At 74.6% G+C, this 17,307-nt stretch carries 15 protein-coding genes; 10 read left to right on the top strand and 5 right to left on the bottom strand.

Features of this window, described 5'->3' with window-relative positions:
• Nucleotides 1-68: 68 nt before the first annotated feature.
• The 8 genes from BM064_RS11270 (at nt 69) to BM064_RS11235 (ending at nt 8,667) form a co-directional block, all read left to right on the top strand.
• The gene (locus BM064_RS11270; protein ID WP_092859890.1) at nt 69-338 is read left to right on the top strand and encodes an NIPSNAP family protein; all 270 of its coding nucleotides are present in this window, start codon (nt 69-71) and stop codon (nt 336-338) included.
• Complete coding sequence (locus BM064_RS11265; RefSeq protein ID WP_092859889.1) at nt 335-694, top strand: antibiotic biosynthesis monooxygenase family protein; 360 nt, start codon at nt 335-337, stop codon at nt 692-694. The genes BM064_RS11270 and BM064_RS11265 overlap by 4 nt, the downstream gene beginning before the upstream one ends.
• Before the next feature lie 513 nt (nt 695-1,207).
• Nucleotides 1,208-2,248, top strand: coding sequence for a rod shape-determining protein (locus tag BM064_RS11260; protein WP_092859888.1), 1,041 nt, complete (start codon nt 1,208-1,210; stop codon nt 2,246-2,248).
• A 275-nt stretch (nt 2,249-2,523) separates the two neighbouring features.
• Nucleotides 2,524-3,495, top strand: coding sequence for a SphA family protein (locus BM064_RS11255; protein ID WP_092859887.1), 972 nt, complete (start codon nt 2,524-2,526; stop codon nt 3,493-3,495).
• Between the two features lie 467 nt (nt 3,496-3,962).
• Nucleotides 3,963-4,967, top strand: a complete 1,005-nt coding sequence (gene mreC, locus BM064_RS11250) for a rod shape-determining protein MreC (protein ID WP_092859886.1) — start codon at nt 3,963-3,965, stop codon at nt 4,965-4,967.
• On the top strand, nt 4,964-5,539 hold the full coding sequence (locus BM064_RS11245; protein ID WP_092859885.1) for a hypothetical protein: 576 nt from the start codon (nt 4,964-4,966) through the stop codon (nt 5,537-5,539). The genes mreC and BM064_RS11245 overlap by 4 nt, the downstream gene beginning before the upstream one ends.
• A complete protein-coding gene (mrdA, locus tag BM064_RS11240; protein WP_143103308.1) occupies nt 5,536-7,572 on the top strand; it encodes a penicillin-binding protein 2 in 2,037 nt (678 codons plus the stop codon). Before BM064_RS11245 ends, mrdA begins: the two co-directional genes overlap by 4 nt.
• A gap of 402 nt (nt 7,573-7,974) precedes the next feature.
• On the top strand, nt 7,975-8,667 hold the full coding sequence (locus tag BM064_RS11235) for a VIT1/CCC1 transporter family protein (protein ID WP_092859884.1): 693 nt from the start codon (nt 7,975-7,977) through the stop codon (nt 8,665-8,667).
• A 156-nt stretch (nt 8,668-8,823) separates the two neighbouring features.
• Here BM064_RS11235 and lpdA read toward each other — a convergent pair whose 3' ends face one another.
• The 3 genes from lpdA to BM064_RS11220 all read right to left on the bottom strand — a co-directional run bounded on the left by lpdA (nt 8,824) and on the right by BM064_RS11220 (nt 12,527).
• Nucleotides 8,824-10,218, bottom strand: a complete 1,395-nt coding sequence (gene lpdA, locus BM064_RS11230; protein WP_092859883.1) for a dihydrolipoyl dehydrogenase — start codon at nt 10,216-10,218, stop codon at nt 8,824-8,826.
• A 167-nt stretch (nt 10,219-10,385) separates the two neighbouring features.
• Nucleotides 10,386-10,964 (bottom strand): DUF924 family protein, encoded by a 579-nt coding sequence (locus BM064_RS11225; RefSeq protein ID WP_092859882.1) that lies wholly within the window; start codon nt 10,962-10,964, stop codon nt 10,386-10,388.
• A 177-nt stretch (nt 10,965-11,141) separates the two neighbouring features.
• Nucleotides 11,142-12,527 carry an MFS transporter gene (locus BM064_RS11220; protein WP_092859881.1) on the bottom strand — a complete coding sequence of 462 codons (1,386 nt, stop codon included), beginning with the start codon at nt 12,525-12,527 and terminating at the stop codon, nt 11,142-11,144.
• Between the two features lie 337 nt (nt 12,528-12,864).
• Here BM064_RS11220 and BM064_RS11215 point away from each other — a divergent pair, with 337 nt between their 5' ends.
• Nucleotides 12,865-14,244 carry a calcium-binding protein gene (locus BM064_RS11215; protein WP_177236218.1) on the top strand — a complete coding sequence of 460 codons (1,380 nt, stop codon included), beginning with the start codon at nt 12,865-12,867 and terminating at the stop codon, nt 14,242-14,244.
• Nucleotides 14,245-14,322: 78 nt separating this feature from the next.
• Here BM064_RS11215 and queA read toward each other — a convergent pair whose 3' ends face one another.
• Complete coding sequence (gene queA / locus BM064_RS11210; protein WP_092859879.1) at nt 14,323-15,384, bottom strand: tRNA preQ1(34) S-adenosylmethionine ribosyltransferase-isomerase QueA; 1,062 nt, start codon at nt 15,382-15,384, stop codon at nt 14,323-14,325.
• A gap of 574 nt (nt 15,385-15,958) precedes the next feature.
• Here queA and BM064_RS11205 point away from each other — a divergent pair.
• Nucleotides 15,959-16,489 (top strand): hypothetical protein, encoded by a 531-nt coding sequence (locus tag BM064_RS11205; protein WP_245779129.1) that lies wholly within the window; start codon nt 15,959-15,961, stop codon nt 16,487-16,489.
• Between the two features lie 55 nt (nt 16,490-16,544).
• Here the strand turns inward: BM064_RS11205 and BM064_RS11200 are convergent, their stop codons facing one another.
• Nucleotides 16,545-17,033 (bottom strand): peptidylprolyl isomerase, encoded by a 489-nt coding sequence (locus tag BM064_RS11200; protein ID WP_218161035.1) that lies wholly within the window; start codon nt 17,031-17,033, stop codon nt 16,545-16,547.
• Between the last annotated feature and the right edge of the window lie 274 nt (nt 17,034-17,307).

The raw sequence follows: 17,307 nt of genomic DNA, 5'->3' as shown, positions 1-17,307 counted from the left end.
GGCGCGAGGCCCGACGCGGCGCTTCCCCGGCCCGCGCCGCGGCGCCGGGCCGGGGGGCCGGCCGCAACGTGGCCTCCGCCGCCGGCGCCCGCCTGCCGGGCGCGGCCACCGCGCGCCGCCGCGCCGGCCCGGTCGGCGGTTTCGCCCCGAACGAGGGCAGCGCGACGGCGGCCGACGGCGTATACTCGCCGCCGAGCCTCGCGGCCGGCGACGCCTGCCGCGCCCGGCTGCGGGAGGATCCGCCGGGCCGCGAGGCCTTCGCCTTCGCCCCGGCGGAGCCGTTCATCCGGGCGGAGGCGCGCCGCGCCTCCGCCCCCGCGCGCAAGGAGGCGCCATGATCGCCGTGATCTTCGAAGTGCAGCCGAAGGCCGACCGCAGGGGGCCCTATCTCGACCTCGCCGCCGACCTGCGGCCGCTGCTGGACGAGGTCGAGGGATTCGTCTCGGTCGAGCGGTTCGAAAGCCTCACGACCCCCGGCAAGCTGCTGTCGCTGAGCTTCTGGGAGGACGAGGCCGCGCTCGAGCGCTGGCGCAGACTCGAGCGGCACCGCGCGGCGCAGACCGCAGGGCGCCGGGCGTTCTTCGAGGACTATCGCCTGCGGGTCGCCGGCGTGATCCGCGACTACGGTATGGAGGACCGCGCCCAGGCCCCGAAGGACAGCCTGGCGGCGCATGACGCAACGGAGGCCGGCTGAGCGCCGCTGCCGCCGGGATCCCGGACCGCGCCGCGCCTTGCGTCCCTCGGTCCCGGGCGGAGGCGCCGCGTCGCCCCGCGCGCCCGGGGGAGGCCCCGCGCCCGCGGCGCGTGGCGGGCGGTCCGCCCGGGGCGGGGCGCGGCCGGCCGGCGGACCTCGCCCCGCGGCGCCGCCCCGGGGCCGCGACGCGGGGCCGCGCCGCGGGCCGGACGCCCGCCGCGGGCGCGCGGTCCGACGCGGCGCCTGCGCCGGCGGCCCCGGCCCGGGCGAGCGACGCTTCGCCGCTGCCGGGGGGCGCGAAAGCGGCGGCGACGCGGCTGCGGGCGCGTCTGCGCCGCCGCCGCGGCGACGGGCCTCCGGGGCGCGGGGTTGGCTTGGCGCCCCCGCCCCCATATTTTCCGCGCCACGCCGGCCGAATCGAAACGTCGCGCCCGCTCGAGGGCTTTCTGGCCGCAGACCGCGGCGCCGGCGCCGGGACACGCCCCCGGCCCGGCCCCACAACAGGATTGGAAGATGCTGAGCAGCCTCTTCGGGATGTTCTCGGCCGACATGGCCATAGACCTCGGGACCGCGAACACGCTGGTCTACGTGAAGGGGCGCGGGATCGTCCTCAACGAGCCTTCGGTGGTCGCCTTCGCCACCAAGAACGGCAAGAAGGAGGTTCTCGCCGTCGGCGAGGACGCCAAGCTGATGCTCGGCCGCACCCCCGGCTCGATCCAGGCGATCCGGCCGATGCGCGACGGCGTCATCGCCGACTTCGACGTGGCCGAGGAGATGATCAAGCACTTCATCCGCAAGGTGCACCGGCGCGGCTCCTTCGCCTCGCCCAAGATCATCGTCTGCGTGCCCTACGGCGCCACGCCGGTCGAGGAACGCGCGATCCGCGAATCCGTGATGGCCGCCGGCGCCCGCAAGGCCGCCCTGATCCCCGAGCCGATCGCCGCGGCCATCGGCGCCGGCATGCCGATCACCGAGGCGACCGGCTCGATGGTCGTCGACATCGGCGGCGGCACCACCGAGGTGGCGGTGCTGAGCCTCGGCGACATCGTCTACGCCCGCTCGATCCGGGTGGGCGGGGACAAGATGGACGAGGCGATCATCTCCTACCTGCGCCGCCAGCAGAACATCCTGATCGGCGAGAGCACCGCCGAGCGGATCAAGTGCACCATCGGCACCGCGCGGATGCCCGACGACGGGCGCGGGCGGGCCATCGAGATCCGGGGCCGCGACCTGCTGAACGGCATCCCCAAGGAGATCGAGGTCACCCAGGGCCAGATCGCCGAGGCCCTGGCCGAGCCGGTGATGCAGATCAAGGAGGCGGTGATGTCCGCCCTCGAGGCCACCCCCCCGGACCTCGCCGCCGACATCGTCGACCGCGGCGTGATGCTGACGGGCGGCGGCGCGCTGCTGGGCGACCTCGACCTCGCGCTGCGCGAGCAGACCGGCCTCGCCATCACCACCGCCGAGGAGCCGCTGTCCTGCGTGGCGCTCGGCACCGGCAAGGCGCTGGAGCATGAGAAGGACCTGCTCCACATCCTCAACTACGACCGCTGAGGGCGCCTCCCTCCGCGAGCCGACGCAAAGGCGCCCCCCGGGGCGCCTTTCGCGTTTCCGGGGCGCCGGAGCCGGGCGCGGGCGCGGACGCCCAGGCGCCTCCCGCTCCGCCCCCGGCCGCCCCCTGCGCCGGCCTTCCTTTCCGATCGCCTCTGCGCGGAAATCCACGCAACCTGAGGATCCGCGCGCCCTGGCGCCGGTTCCCGCGTAAGCTGTGCGCCACGGCGGCGAGTCGGCGTGCGCGTCGCCGCCCGAGAGGAGCAGGGAGGAACGTCATGTCCACGTCACGCAGGCGCGCCCCGGAGCGCGCGGGCGCCCGCGCCGCCGCGGCGCTGGCCGCAGCGCTCGCGATCCCGGCGCTCGCCGCCGGGCCCGCCCTCGGCGCCGAGGGCGCCTCCAGCCACTACCTGCCCGGCGCCACCGGCGACCTGCTGCTCGCGGTCCCGCCGAGCCCGGGCCTGGTCGTCGCCAACACGCTCTGGGTGCAGAGCGGGAGCGTGGGGCGCGCGGTGCTGGGGGGACAGGCGCGGGTGGGGCTCGACCTCGACCTGGTCCTCGACCTCGCCGCCGGCGCCTACACCTTCGAGACGCCGGTCCTGGGCGCCACCTGGACCGTCGCGGCGCTGGTCCCCTTCGGACGCGCCGACCTCTCCGCCAGCGCCGTGGGGCCTGCGGGCGGGCGCATCGACCGCTCGGGCGACCGCTTCGACCTCTCCGACGCGGCCTTCGTGCCGGTGCAGCTCAACTGGAATTTCGGCGAGATCTCGCTGGAGCTCTCCGAGACGATCATCGCCCCCACCGGCGGCTATTCGCGCGGCCGCGCGATCAACCTCGGCCGCAACTACTGGAGCTTCGACACCGCCGCCGCGATCACCTGGTTCGACCCGGCGGCGGGGCGCGAGATCTCAATCGCGCCCGGCCTGATGCTCAACACCGAGAACGAGGCCACCGACTACCGCACCGGCGCCGAGTTCCACGTGGATTTCACCGCCAACCAGTTCCTGTCCGAGACCTTCGCCCTGGGCCTGCGCGGCTACTGGTACCAGCAGGTCGAGGGCGACTCGGGCGCGGGCGCGCGGCTGGGCGACTTCCGCTCCAGCTCGCTGGGCCTGGGCCTGGGCTTCCTGTGGTCGCCCGCGGCGGCAGGGGGGCGGCTGAGCCTGATGGGCAAGTGGATGCACGACGTCGAGGCGCGGAACCGCTTCGACTCCGACTACGTCTCCTTCACCGCCGCCTGGACCTTCTGAGCGCGAGGCCGCGGGACGACGACCGGCGAGCCCCCGGGCGGGCCGCACGGCCCTGCCCGGAGGCGCTCGCCTCCGCCCCTCGTCCCGGCCGTCGTCCCGCCTTTGCGCCGGCGTCGAGGCCCCGTCTTTCGCCCCCCGCCCATCCCTGTCGCACCGCCCCTCGCGCGCGCGAGTCGCGGTTGGAGCCCGGGGTGCTTGGGTGTATGGGGAGCCATCAGGCGGGACCGCGCGCGGCGCGGCCGCCGCGCGCGTTGACCGGCCCGACCGGCGGGCCCAGTCTGGGGGCCGGCCGGGGAAGGGCGCTGGACGCGGACCGCCGACGGAACCGGGACGGGCGCGCGACGACGGCGGGCAGGACCTGCGCGGAACCGCCCGGCCCGGCGCGGAGGCGCCGCGCAGAAACCCCGGCGCAGGGGCGCCGGCAGGACCCGGGCGCCGAGGCGCCGATCAGGAGTTGCGACGCAGGCATGGCCAGGGAAGACGGCATCGCGGAAGGCGGGGCGGCGCGCGCGCTGCGGCGCATCCTGCTGGCGTGCCTCTGCGTGGGCCTGCTGGCGGTCTTCGTGTTCTGGCGCATCGACAGCCCGCGCGCCGAGCGGATGCGCATGGGCGTGGTCGACGCGCTGGGACCGCTGGTCGAGCAGGTCTCGGGCCCGCTCGACTTCCTCTCCGAGGCGACCGTCGATTTCGAGAACTTCGTGCGCGTCTACGAGCAGAACGACGCCCTGCGCCGCGAGATCCAGCGCCTGCGCGCCTGGCGCGAATCCGCGCTCCAGCTCGAGCAGGAGAACGCCCGCCTGCGCGCCCTGAACCACGTGCGCCTCGCCCCCACGCTGGGTTTCGTCACCGGCGAGATGATCGGGGATTCGGGCGGGCCGTTCCTGGCCACCGGCCTCGCCAACGTCGGCGCCCGCGACGGGGTCGAGGACGGGGCGGCGGTGATGGACGGCTCGGGCCTGGTCGGCCGCGTCGTCGGGCTGGGGCGGCGGGCCTCGCGGGTGCTCTACGTCACCGACTATTCCTCGCGGATCCCGGTGCTGATCCGGCCCTCGGGGCGGCGCGCGATCCTCTCGGGCGACGGGGCGCGGGCGCCCCGGCTCGACTTCCTCGAGGATCCCGAGGGGGTGCGCCCCGGCGACCGGATCGTGACCTCCGGCGACGGGCAGGTGTTCCCGCCCGACCTCGCGGTGGGCATCGCCGTGGTGGGACCGGACGGCACGCCGCGCGCGCGGCTGGCGGCGGACCTCGAGCGGCTCGAGTTCGTGCGCATCCTGCGCTACCGCCCCGACACGACCATCGACCGCCCCGGCGGCCTGATCCGCAACGGCCCCCTGCCCGACGGCGAGCCCGAGGCCGTCGACGGCGAGGAGATCGAAGACGAGAGCGGGGCGGCCGCGCCCCTCGACGCCCCCTCCCCCGAGGCCTCGGCCGGAGACGCGACGGAGAACCCCGTCGCGTCGGCGTCGCGATGAGCGCGCCGGTCGTCGGGCCCGTGGCGGCCGCGCGCCGCCTCGCCGCGATGGCGGCGCTGGCGGCGCTGGTTCTGGGGGCGCTGCTGGTGCAGGCGGCGCCGATGGGGCCGCTGCCGGACGGGCCGGTCCCCGACCTCGCGTGGTGCGTGCTCGCCTTCTTCGTGCTGCGCAAGCCGCAGGCGGCGCCGCTGGGGCTGGTGGCCCTGCTGGCGATCCTGCGCGACGCGCTGCTGGGCGGGCCGCTGGGCGCGGGCGCGCTCTCGGTCCTGCTCGCGACCGAGGCGCTGCGCTGGCGCGCGCGCGAGCTGCCGCCGCCCCGCTCGGTCTGGGGCGACTGGGTCTGGGCCTCGCTGGGCTATGCGGGCGTGCTGGGGCTGCAGTGGCTGCTGCTGGGCGTCTCGCTGGGCCATCCGCCGGCGCTCTCGGCGCTGGTTCCGCACCTGGTCGCCACGGTGCTGGCGATCCCGCTGGTGGCGGGCGTGCTGCGCTACGGCCTGCGCATCGGCGCGAGCCCGCGCCAGGACGACGAGGCCCGCCGCCTGCCCCGTCCCTTCGGCCGGAGCGCGTCATGAGCCGCTGGCGCCCCGCCCCCGTCCCCCGCTCGGCCCGGCTGACCCGGCGCGCGGCGATCCTCTTCGCCCTGCAGGGCGGGGTGATGGGCGCGCTCGCCTGGCGGATGCGCAAGCTGCAGGTCGACGACGCCCAGCGCTACCGGCTGCTGGCCGAGGAGAACCGGATCAACATCCGCCTGATCCCGCCCGCCCGCGGCCAGATCTTCGACCGCCGCGGCCAGCCGCTCGCCGTCAACCGCCAGAACTACCGCGTCACCCTGGTGCGCGAGCAGGCCGGCGACGTCGAGGCGGTGCTCGACCGTCTCTCTCGCCTGATCGAGATCCCCGATCACGACCGCGAGCGGATCCTGCGCGAGATGACGCGCAAACCCGCCTTCGTGCCGATCCCGGTCGCCGAGCACCTGAGCTGGGAGGATTTCGCCCGGGTCAACGCCAACGCCCCCGCCCTGCCCGGCATCGACGTCGAGGTCGGCCAGACCCGCTTCTATCCGCACGGGCCCTCGCTCGCCCACACCGTGGGCTACGTCGGCCGGGTGAACGAGCGCGAGCTGGAGGCCGACGGCGGCGCCACCCCGCTGCTCCAGATCCCCGACTTCCAGATCGGCAAGACCGGGGTCGAGACGCGGGCCGAGGACGTGCTGCGCGGCGCCGCCGGCCTCAGCCGCATCGAGGTCAACGCCCGCGGCCGCAAGGTGCGCGAGCTGAGCCGCGAGGAAGGCCAGCCCGGCGCCGACCTGCAGCTGACCATCGACCTCGACCTGCAGCGCTACGTGATGGAGCGGCTGGGGGGCGAGAGCGCCTCGGTCGCGGTGATCGAGATCGCGACGGGGGACGTGCTGGCCTCGGCCTCCTCGCCGGGGTTCGAGCCCAACCAGTTCGTCTTCGGCATCAGCTCGAAGAACTGGTCGGCGCTGCTCAACGACCCCTACCGGCCGCTGTCGAACAAGACCGTGGCGGGCGTCTACCCGCCGGGCTCGACCTACAAGATGGTGGTGGCGCTGGCGGCGCTGGAGAAGGGCGTGATCGACGCGGGCGAGAGCGTGTTCTGCAACGGGCGCTACCAGCTGGGCGAGAGCTATTTCCACTGCTGGCGGCGCGGCGGCCACGGGCACCTCGACCTGCGCGAGGCGCTGAGCCAGTCCTGCGACGTGTTCTTCTACGAGATCGCGCGCCGGGTGGGGATCGACGCGATCTCCGACATGGCCCGCCGGCTGGGGGTGGGGGTGCGCCCCGACCTGCCGGTGCCCGCGGTGTCCGAGGGGCTGGCCCCGACCAAGGACTGGAAGCGGGCGTCGTATGACCAGAGCTGGCAGGTGGGCGACACGCTCAACGCCGGCATCGGCCAGGGCTACGTGCTGGCCTCGCCGATGCAGCTTGCGGTGATGACGGCGCGGATCGCCTCGGGCAAGGCGGTGGCGCCGCGGATGATCCGCGGCCAGGGCGGCCGTCCCCTGCCCGACCCCGAGGCGCCGCCGCTGGAGGTGAACGCGACCCACCTGCGCCTGGTGCGCGAGGGGATGTGGTCGGTGATGAACGCCTCCCGCGGGACCGCGCGCAAGAGCCGGATCTACGCCGACGGGGTGGAGTTCGCGGGCAAGACCGGCACCTCGCAGGTGCGCCGGATCACGGCGGCCGAGCGCGCGGCGGGCGTGTTCCGCAACGAGGACCTGCCCTGGAACCGGCGCGACCACGCGCTGTTCGTGGGCTACGCGCCCTACGATGCGCCGCGCTACGCGGTTTCGACCGTGGTCGAGCACGGCGGGGGCGGCAGCTCGACCGCCGCGCCGATCGCCCGCGACGTGATCATGCGCGCGCTGTGGGGGGGCGAGCCCCCGCTCTCGGCCTATCCGCCCGGCGAGCGCGAGGCGGAGATGGAGCGCCGGATCCGTCCCCCCGCGCCCCGCCCCGAAGACGCGGCCCCCGAAGCGCCCCCGACCACCGGCGCGGCGCCCGAGGCGCCTGCCGGCCCCTCGCCGACCCCCGCGACCTCCCCCGTCGATCCCTCCGCCCCCGCCTCCGGCCGCCGCGCCTGAGGAGGCGGAGGCGCCGCGTCGAGCGTCCCGCCCGCGGCCCCCGTGCCGCCCGCGGCGCGTCCCGCCGTCGGCGCATGGGGCGAGGGGGCCCCTGCCCGGCGCCGGCGGCGCAGCCCGGCGCGTGCGCCCGCGGCCGAGCGGGGGCGCTCCTGGCGACGGCTCCGCGGGCTCCGCCTCGCCGGCGGGCGCGCGGGGCGGGCGAGCCTCCGGGGCGGCGGGCGCCGCGCCCCGCCCGGCCTCGCGCCCGGCGCGGGCCGGGGGCGCGGGCGGCCGGGGTCGGATCCCATCCCTCCGCCGCGCCCGACGTCGCGCGGCGCCCGCGTCTGCGACCCTGCCCGCAGTTGCGGCCGGCGCGCCCGCGCGCGAGGCTGGCCGCGGGCGCAACCAGGCGGGACGGCAGGCATGGCGCAGGGGGGCGGACGGCTGGCGGCGGTGCTGCGCGAAGTCGTCTACGGAGGCAACGACGGCATCGTCACCACCTTCGCCATCGTCGCGGGCTTCGCCGGGGCGGGCGCCGAGGGCGCGGCCCCCGGCATCGGCGCGGCGGCGGTGCTGCTGTTCGGGCTCGCGAACCTCTTCGCCGACGCCACCGCCATGGGGCTGGGCGCGTTCCTCTCGGCGCGCTCGGCCCGGGCGGCCGCCGCGGCGCGCCGCCGCCGTCAGTCCGCGACGCCGGCCGAGGCCGCCCGCGCCGCCGACCGCGCAGCCCTCGCCGCCCGCGGCCTGCCGCCCGAAGACGCCGAGGCGATGTCCGCGATCCTCTCCCGCGCGCCCGAGCTGCGCGCCGAGTTCGCGGCCGGCGCGCTGGGCCCCGAGCCCGCCGGCCGGGCCGAGCGCCCGGTGCGCGGCGCGCTGGCCACCTTCGCGAGCTTCGTGATCTTCGGAACCGCGCCGCTGGCGCCCTACCTGCTGGGCGTGCCGGACGAGCGCGCCGTAGCGCTGTCGCTGACCGCCTCGCTCGCGGCGCTCGCCGCGCTGGGCGCCGTGCGCTGGCGGGCCACCGGCGAGCGCCTGGCGATGTGCCTCGCCGAGACGCTCGGCGTCGGCGCGGCCTGCGGCGCGGTCGCCTTCATCGTCGGCCTGCTGTTCCGCTGAGCCGCGCCCCGGGGCGCGGCCGGGTCCGCGACGCAGGGCGGGCGCCCGGCGCCCGCCCCCCGGCCCGCCGCGATCCCGCGACGGGGTCGGCGGGCGGGCGTTTCGGCCGCGGAGCGGACGAGAGAGCCGCCCCCGACCCCGGCCCCGGGCTGACCCCTAGAAGTGCAGGGTCTTGCCGTAGGCCGCCAGAACGCCCTCGTGCATCATCTCCGACAGCGTGGGATGGGGGAACACGGTCGCGATCAGCTCGGCCTCGGTGGTCTCGAGCGTCTTGCCCACCACGTAGCCCTGGATCAGCTCGGTCACTTCCGCGCCGACCATGTGGGCGCCCAGCAGCTCGCCGGTCTTCGCGTCGAAGACGGTCTTGATCAGCCCCTCCGGCTCGCCCAGCGCGATGGCCTTGCCGTTGCCGATGAAGGGGAAGCGGCCGACCTTGACCTCATGCCCCGCCGCCTTGGCCTTCGCCTCCGTCAGCCCGACCGAGGCGATCTGCGGGTGGCAGTAGGTGCAGCCGGCGATGTTCAGCGGATCGGTCGCGTGGGCGTCCTCGCCCTTGATCAGCTCGGCCACCATCACGCCCTCGTGCATCGCCTTGTGGGCGAGCCAGGGCGCGCCGGCGATGTCCCCGATGGCCCACAGGCCCTCGACCCCGGTGCGGCAGAGCTTGTCGGTGACCACATGGGTGCGCTCGACCTTCACGCCGGCCTCCTCCAGGCCCAGGCCCTCGACGTTGCCGACGATGCCCACGGCCGAGATCACCGTGTCGAACTCCTGCGTCTCGGTCTTGCCGTCGGTCTCGATATGGGCGACGACCTTGCCCTTCGCCCGATCCAGCTTGGCGACCTTGGTCCCTTCGAGGATCTTCATCCCCTGCTTTTCGAAAGCCTTGCGGGCGAAGGTCGCGATCTCCTCGTCCTCGACGGGGAGGATGCGGTCCATGACCTCGACCACCGTCGTCTCGGCGCCCAGCGTGTTGTAGAAGCTCGCGAACTCGATGCCGATGGCGCCCGACCCGATGACCAGCAGCTTCTTCGGCATCCGCTTGGGCAGCAGGGCGTGCTTGTAGGTCCACACCAGGTCGCCGTCGGCCTCGAGGCCGGGCAGCTCCCGCGCCCGCGCGCCGGTGGCGAGGATGATGTCCTTCGCCTCCAGCGTGCGCTCGCCCTTCTCGCCCTTCACGGCGACGCGGCCCTTGCCGGCGAGCTTCGCCTCGCCCATCACCACCTCGATCTTGTTCTTCTTCATCAGGTGGCCGACGCCCGAGGTGAGCTGCCCCGCGACCTTGCGCGAGCGCTTGACCACCGCATCCAGATCGAAGGACGGGTTCTCGACCGAGAGCCCGAACTCCTTCGCCCGGTGGAACAGGTGGAAGACCTCGGAGGAGCGCAGCAGCGCCTTGGTGGGGATGCAGCCCCAGTTGAGGCAGATGCCGCCGAGGTGCTCGCGCTCGACCACGGCGGTCTTCAGCCCGAGCTGGGCGCAGCGGATGGCGGCGACGTAGCCCCCGGGTCCCGCCCCGATAACGACGACGTCGAACTTGTCCCCGGCCATGGCGCTTGCCTCCCATGCGGTTTCGGTCTGGTCCCGCTTACCCTAAGCGCAGGCGGGCGGAAAAGCGAAACCCCGGCAAGCTTGTTGCGAAGTGCGCCGCGCGCGGGACCGGATGCTGTCCCGCCCCTGCACGCGGCCCGCCTGAACGACGCCCCCCGCCGCGCCGCTCAGCCGCCGAAGCGGCGCACCTCGCCCATGTAGCCCACGTCCTCGAGCCAGGCGGCCTCCCCGGGCGTGCTCTCGCGCCCCAGGGCGGCGTTGCGGAAGGGGAAGCGGCCGAAGCGCTCGATCACCGCGCGGTGGGCGAGCGCGTGGGCGCGGTTCACCCGCCGGTCCTTCACCCCCAGCCGGCGCACGAAGAGGCCGACGGAGAGGTCCTGGTCGGGCATCCGCTCGGAATGGCAGAAGGGGAGGTAGAAGAAGCGCCGCGCCTCCTCCGGGACGGCCAGGTCCTGTCCGCGCGCCAGCGCCCGCCGCGCCGTCCGCAGCCCGCGGGGGTCGGTGGCGAAGGCCAGCGCCGAGCCCCGGTGCATGTTGCGCGGAAACTGGTCGAGCACCAGCAGCAGCGCCAGCGTGCCCTCGGGCGTGGCCTGCCAGCTCTCGAACGCGCCGCCGCGGGCGGCCCGCCAGGTCCGTGCGAAACGCGCGCGGATCGCGTCGTCCACGGCCGGCCCGCCCCCGAACCAGCCGGAGGGGCCGAGCTCTTCGAACCAGAAGTCGAGGACCTGGGCGGGGGTGGGGGTCATGGCGCTCTCCGATGCTGGCGATCGCCGCGGAGGATCGACCGCCGCAGCCCCGGGAGCAAGAGCGCGAGGAGGGCCGGCCGATGCCGGACCAGAGCGGCGCCGGCGCGCGGCGGATCGCGGAACGCCGGGCGCGGGCGGAGGCCCGGCCCGCGGCCGGGCCCCCGGGCTCCGGCGCCCTCAGACCGAGCGGAAGCGGGGGTCGGGGTCGGGGGAGGGCTCGCCCTCCGCCGTCTCCGCAACCTCGGCCGGGGCGGGCTCCTCCGGCGACGCCCCGGCGCCGGCTTCGGCGGCGGCTTCGGCGGCGGCCTCGGCCTCGGCCTGCTGGGCCTCGGTCTTCTCGCCGGCGAGCTCGATGGCGTAGTCGGCCGCGACCGGGGTCGCGCCGGGCGGAACCAGGGGCGTGGCGAAGGTCTCGTCGGGCGCGATCGACGGGCGGCGCGTCATCCGCCAGGCCGCGTAGACCGCGATCGCGGCGAACATCGCCAGCACGAAGCCGAAGAAGGCCCAGGGCCCGAAGGTCTCCATCAGCGCGCCCACCGCCAGCGGCCCGCCCACCGCGCCGACGCCGTTGAGGAACAGCAGCCCCCCGGAGGCGGCGGCCCGGTCCTCGGCCTCGAGATAGTCGTTGGTGTGGGCGATCAGCAGCGAATAGAGCGGGTTGGCGATGCCCCCGATCACCGCGGCCATGGCCAGCACCACCCACACGACCTCGCCCGCCACGGCGCCCGCCAGCGCGCCGGCGGACCCCATCGCGGTCATGATCAGGATCAGCCGGCGGCGGTCCATCCGGTCCGAGAGCCACCCCACCGGGAACTGGCTGACCAGCCCGCCCACGTAGATCAGCGCCACGAAGATCGAGATCTGGGCCACCGACAGCCCCTTGGCGGTGCCGTAGACCGAGGCCATGCCGAAGATCGCCGAGAACACCGCGCCCAGGAACACCGTCCCCACCACCCCCAGCGGCGAGGCCGAGAACAGCGACCGCAGGCTCATCGGCTTGGTGGTCTGGTGCACCGGCGCGGGGGAGACCGACAAGAGGATCGGCGCGAAGCTCAGCGACACCGCCACCGAGATCAGCACGAAGAGGTCGTAGCCGCCGGGATCGGCGAGGTTGAGCAGCGCCTGCGCCGAGATCACCCCCAGCATCTGCGTGGTCATGTAGAGCGACAGCGCCTTGCCCCGGTTCTCGTTGGTGGCGCTGTCGTTGAACCAGCTCTCGGCCACCACGTAGACGGCGGCGAAGCAGGTGCCCACGACCACGCGCATCAGCCCCCAGGCCCAGACGTTGGGGATCGCGGCGTAGAGGATGAAGACGGCCGAGATGATCGAGCCCATCGCCGCGAAGACCCGCACGTGCCCCACCCGCCGGATCATCCCCGGCGCGGCGCGCGACATGATCAGGAAGCCCAGGAAGTAGCCCGACATCACCAGCGACATCTCGCCGGCCGAGAATCCCTCGATCGCGCCGCGGATGCCCAGCAGCGAGCCCTGCATGCCGTTGCCCATCATCAGCAGCAGCATGCCGAAGAGCAGCGCCCAGGTGTTGGAAAGCAGGCTGAGCATCGGATCCTCCAGGCGAGACGGCGGCGGCGCGGCGCAGGCCGCGCCGGGGCCCGAGACTCGCCCGGACATGCGGCGGGCGCAACCTGCGCGGAGGTCTCGCCCCGGTCTTTGCCATCCGCGACGCGCGCAGGTCGCTTTCAGACGACAGAGGTCGTGACGCAGCGCCCGCGGGCCGACCTCGCCCCCGTCGCATTCGATGAATGGAATTTCATTGCACCCCATGAATTCGGCGCCGCCAATGCGGTTCCGGTGGGGGCGGCGTCCGGGGGGCCAGACGACGCCGAGGGATCGCGGCCAGCAGCGGCGCGCGGCGAAGCTCCCGCCGGAGGAGCGAGTCATGGATCCCGCCTATCCCCTGTCCACCGTCACGGTGACCATTCAGAACCACTGGTTCGGGCCGAACTTCGTGAACGGCCTGGCCCTCAACACGGCCGAATACAGGATCAAGTCCGACACCAAGGCCGTGCTGACCTTCAAGGGCGGCTTCGACGCCGGCGTCACCTTCAAGCAGACGCTGACCGGAACCGGCTTCGGCGTCGATCCGACGACCGGGCGCATGACCGGCATCGTCACCTCCTGGACCGCCTTCGAGAAGGAGGCGCCCGAGAACCGCTGGACCTTCGAGGGGCTGAACAACCCGCTGGCGCGGATGAACGACCTCGCCTCGAATCCCGACGTGACCTTCGACTCGCTGCTGCTGATCCCGCTGCAGTACAAGTTCATCGGCGACCGGTTCGAGGATTTCTACATCAACGGCTCCTTCGACGACATCGCCATCGGCAAGGCCGGCGACGACTGGTTCTACGGGCTCGAGGGCGAGGACACGCTGCGCGGCGGGACCGGCTCCGACCATCTCGACGGCGGCGACGACGACGACCTGATCCAGGGCGGCAAGGGCGCCGACGACCTGCTGGGCGGCGCCGGGGACGACCTGATCTTCGGCGGCGCCGGCGCCGACGACATGCGCGGCGGCGACGACCGCGACGCGCTCCATGGCGGCGGCGGCAAGGACCTGGTCAAGGGCGGCCGCGGCGCCGACGAGCTGCGCGGCGACGGCGGCGACGACCGCATGGTCGGCGCCGACGGCGGCGACCTGATCTACGGCGGCGACGGCGACGACCGGGCGCTCGGCGGCAGCGAGCGCGACGAGATCTACGGCAACGCCGGCGACGACCGCCTCAAGGGCGGGGCCGCGGGCGACGAGATCTACGGCGGCAAGGGCGCCGACGGGGTCTACGGCGGCGGCGGCTCGGACCACCTCGAGGGCGGCGCCGGCGACGACCTGGTCAAGGCCGGCAACGGGGTGAACTACGCCTACGGCGGCGCGGGCGACGACACGGTGGTGGCCGGCGAGGAGATCGACCAGCTCTTCGGCGGGGCCGGCGACGACATGATGCGCGGCGGCGCGGGCGCCGACTTCATCTTCGGCGGCGCCGGGGACGACGTGCTCTCGGGCAACCTGCGCAGCGGCGGCGGCGACGCGGCGGTGGACAACTTCTTCTTCGCCGGAAACTTCGGCGACGACGTGGTCACCGACTTCGAGTTCAACCAGGACGGCATCGTCCTGCTCGGCGGCGTGGACCGGTCCCTGGTCACCGCCACCGAGATCGGCTCGGACGTGCTGATCGAGGTCGCCGTCGGCGGCGGCCAGTCGATCCTGGTCGAAGGCGGCGCCGGCGTCTTCAATATCGAGATCGACATGATCATCGCCGCCTGAGCGGCGCGCCGGCCGCAAGCGGAAGGGCCCGCCGGCGACGCCGGCGGGCCCTTCTTCGCGACCGCGCCACGCGCCCTCTCAGGGAAACAGCAGCGACGAGTCCCCGTAGGAATAGAAGCGGTAGCGCCCGGCGATGGCATGGGCGTAGATCGCGCGGGCCGGCTCGACCCCCACCAGCGCCGAGACCAGCATCAGCAGGGTCGAGCGCGGCAGGTGGAAATTGGTCATCAGCCCGTCGGCGACGCGGAAGCGGTGGCCGGGGCGGATGAAGATGTCGGTGTCGCCGACCCAGGGCTCCAGCCGCCGGTCTTCGGTGCCCGCCGTCTCCAGCAGGCGCAGCGCCGTGGTGCCGACCGGGATCACCCGGCCGCCGGCGGCGCGGGTCTCGTTCACCGCCTCGGCCGCGCTTTCGGGGACCTCGCCCCATTCCGAGTGCATGCGGTGGTTCTCCACGTCCTCGACCTTCACCGGCAGGAAGGTGCCGGCCCCCACATGCAGGGTCAGCCGGGTCGAGCGCACGCCCGCCGCCTCCAGCGCCGCCAGCAGGGGCGCATCGAAATGCAGCGAGGCGGTGGGGGCGGCGACGGCGCCCGGACGCTCGGCGAAGACGGTCTGGTAGTCCTCGGCGTCCTTCTCGTCGGCGGGGCGACGGTGGGCGATGTAGGGGGGCAGCGGCATCACCCCGGCCGCGGCGATGGCGGCGTCGAGCGCTGGGCCGGCCACGTCGAAGACCAGCCGCACCGCTCCCGCCTCGCCCTTCGCCGCGACGGTCGCGCCGAGCTCCGCCTCCGGCGGGCCGAAGACCAGCCGGTCGCCCTCGCGCAGGCGCTTGGCGGGACGGGCCAGCGCCTCCCACGCGTCGGGGGCCTCGCGCGAGAGGAGCGTCGCCTCGACCTTCGCGACGCCCGACCCGTCGGGGGAGGGGCGACGACGCTCGCCGAACAGGCGCGCGGGGATCACGCGGGTGTCGTTGAAGACCAGCAGGTCGCCGGGGCGCAGCAGCGAGGGGAGGTCATGGACATGCCGGTCGGAGATCGCGCCGCCCTGCGCGTGCAGCATCCGCGCCGAGCTGCGCGGGCGCACCGGGCGCAGGGCGATGAGCTCTTCGGGCAGGTCGAAATCGAAGTCGTCGACGCGCATCGGGGCCTCGGAAGGTCGTCGGGTGGGTCCGCGCCCCTCTGGCCCCGGCGGCAGGCGAGGTCAAGAGCACGGAGGGGCTCGCGACCGGGGACGCAGGCGCCCTGCGGGCGGGCTTGGCGGGGGCGCGGACGGGATGGGGGCGAGGGATCGGGGAGGGGAGAGCCTCCGGCGGGCTCCGGACTCACCCGAGAACAAAGCGCCCGCGCCTGTCCTCCGGATCCGTCCATCGCGTCCGATGCCTGAGCGACTCGGCGGGAGCGGTCAAGGACAAGCCGCGCGGGGCGCGGTCGCTTCGCGATCCTTGACCGCTCCCGCCGAGTCGCTCTTGCGGCATCCGCGATGGACGGCTCCGGAGAACAGGCGCTCCCGGGAGGCGCGGGGGGCAGGCGTCGCGGCGCGCCCTGGGGCGAGGGGCGGGGGCGATCACGGATGGATCACGGGCGGGGCGGGCGCCGTCGCGGCGGATGACCATCCCGTCATACGGATGAAATTCGGGCTGCGCCGGGCGCGGGGCGGCGCCAGATGGACCTCCTCGACGCCGCGTCGGCGTCACGACCCAAGAGGGAGATTTCCGATGACCGCCGCAGACAGCCCCGCCGCCTCCGAGGCCGCCGTCGCCGATCCGCTCGCCCCCGCGGCGCTGGCGGCCGATCCCGCCCGTGCGGCGCTGAGCGTGCTGGGGGCGGGGGCGGCGGCGACCATCGCCTTCGACCTCTACGGACAGGCGATCAGCCCGCTGCTGGGGGGCGCCGCGCTCGCCCCCGTGCCGCTGGCGCGCCAGACGCTGCAGACCGTGTTCGGCTGGGACTCGGCCGGGGGCGCGCACCTGCTGCACTACCTCGCCGGGCTGGTCGCCTACCCGCTGGGCTGGCTGATGATCGCCCGCCCGCTCGCCCGGCGCGCGGGCCTGCCCGAGCTCGCCGCCGCCGCGCTCTGGGGCGTGGCGCTGTGGATCTTCGCGATCGGGATCATGGCGAGTTGGGTGAACGGCAACCCGTTCTTCCTGGGTTTCGCCGGCATCGCCTGGGTGGCGCTGGCCGGGCACGTGCTGTTCGCCCTCGTCTGCGCCTGGGCCCTGCGCCGGACGGCGGGGGCCGGCGGCTGACGGCCGCCGGCGCGGGGCCCCGAAAGCGAGAAGCCCCCGCGAGGGGGGCTTCCGGTCACTGCTTGTCGGCGGCGATGTAGACGTCGACCATCTTGTCGGGAGTGCGCGGCGGCTCGCCGCGGGTGATGGCGTCGACCTTGTCCATGCCGTCGATCACCTGGCCCCACACCGTGTACTGGCCGTTCAGGAAGCTGCCCGGCGCGAACATGATGAAGAACTGGGAGTTGCCCGAGTTCGGGCTCTGCGAGCGGGCCATGCCCACCGTGCCCCGCTCGAACGGGACGTTGGAGAACTCGGCCGGCAGGTCGTCGTAGTCGGAGCCGCCCCGGCCGGTGCCGGTCGGATCGCCGGTCTGGGCCATGAAGCCCTCGATCACCCGGTGGAAGACGATGCCGTCGTAGAAGCCCTCGCGGGCGAGCGTCTTGATCCGCTCGACATGCTTGGGCGCCACCTGGGGCAGGAGCTGGATGTAGACCGGGCCGTCCTTCAGCTCGATCACCAGGGTGTTCTCGGGGTCTTGCAGCTCCACGGCGTGGGCCTCCATCAGCGGCGCGGAAAGGGTCAGCGCGAGCAGCGCGGCGAACAGACGTCTCATCCTTGAAGGGCTCCTCCCAGCCTGGGACGCGGCGGCGGACGCCCTTGCGGGGCGAGGCCGGTCAGGGGGCGTAGCGCGGATGCGGATCGGGGTCAAATGAAGCCGGCGGGAGCAGGGGCCGGGCGCGCCGCGGCGCAACCGCAGGGGGAGCGATTAAGCGCTCGGAAACGTTTCCCGCGCTAGGGATCGCAGACGCGGCCGGCCCCATGCCTGCCGTGGACGG

The sequence above is a fragment of the Albimonas pacifica genome (assembly GCF_900113695.1).
In the GTDB taxonomy this organism is placed as follows: Bacteria; Pseudomonadota; Alphaproteobacteria; order Rhodobacterales; family Rhodobacteraceae; genus Albimonas; species Albimonas pacifica.
Note: the sequence above shows the minus strand (reverse complement) of the source record. Positions and strands in the feature narration are given on the sequence as shown.

Excerpts from the sequence above, each read along its gene's own strand:
- BM064_RS11265 (WP_092859889.1), top strand. The coding sequence starts at position 335 with ATGATCGCCGTGATCTTCGAAGTGCAGCCGAAGGCCGACCGCAGGGGG.
- BM064_RS11260 (WP_092859888.1), top strand. The coding sequence starts at position 1,208 with ATGCTGAGCAGCCTCTTCGGGATGTTCTCGGCCGACATGGCCATAGAC.
- BM064_RS11255 (WP_092859887.1), top strand. The coding sequence starts at position 2,524 with ATGTCCACGTCACGCAGGCGCGCCCCGGAGCGCGCGGGCGCCCGCGCC.
- mreC (WP_092859886.1), top strand. The coding sequence starts at position 3,963 with ATGGCCAGGGAAGACGGCATCGCGGAAGGCGGGGCGGCGCGCGCGCTG.
- BM064_RS11245 (WP_092859885.1), top strand. The coding sequence starts at position 4,964 with ATGAGCGCGCCGGTCGTCGGGCCCGTGGCGGCCGCGCGCCGCCTCGCC.
- mrdA (WP_143103308.1), top strand. The coding sequence starts at position 5,536 with ATGAGCCGCTGGCGCCCCGCCCCCGTCCCCCGCTCGGCCCGGCTGACC.
- BM064_RS11235 (WP_092859884.1), top strand. The coding sequence starts at position 7,975 with ATGGCGCAGGGGGGCGGACGGCTGGCGGCGGTGCTGCGCGAAGTCGTC.
- lpdA (WP_092859883.1), bottom strand. The coding sequence starts at position 10,218 with ATGGCCGGGGACAAGTTCGACGTCGTCGTTATCGGGGCGGGACCCGGG.
- BM064_RS11225 (WP_092859882.1), bottom strand. The coding sequence starts at position 10,964 with ATGACCCCCACCCCCGCCCAGGTCCTCGACTTCTGGTTCGAAGAGCTC.
- BM064_RS11220 (WP_092859881.1), bottom strand. The coding sequence starts at position 12,527 with ATGCTCAGCCTGCTTTCCAACACCTGGGCGCTGCTCTTCGGCATGCTG.
- BM064_RS11215 (WP_177236218.1), top strand. The coding sequence starts at position 12,865 with ATGGATCCCGCCTATCCCCTGTCCACCGTCACGGTGACCATTCAGAAC.
- queA (WP_092859879.1), bottom strand. The coding sequence starts at position 15,384 with ATGCGCGTCGACGACTTCGATTTCGACCTGCCCGAAGAGCTCATCGCC.
- BM064_RS11205 (WP_245779129.1), top strand. The coding sequence starts at position 15,959 with ATGACCGCCGCAGACAGCCCCGCCGCCTCCGAGGCCGCCGTCGCCGAT.
- BM064_RS11200 (WP_218161035.1), bottom strand. The coding sequence starts at position 17,033 with ATGGAGGCCCACGCCGTGGAGCTGCAAGACCCCGAGAACACCCTGGTG.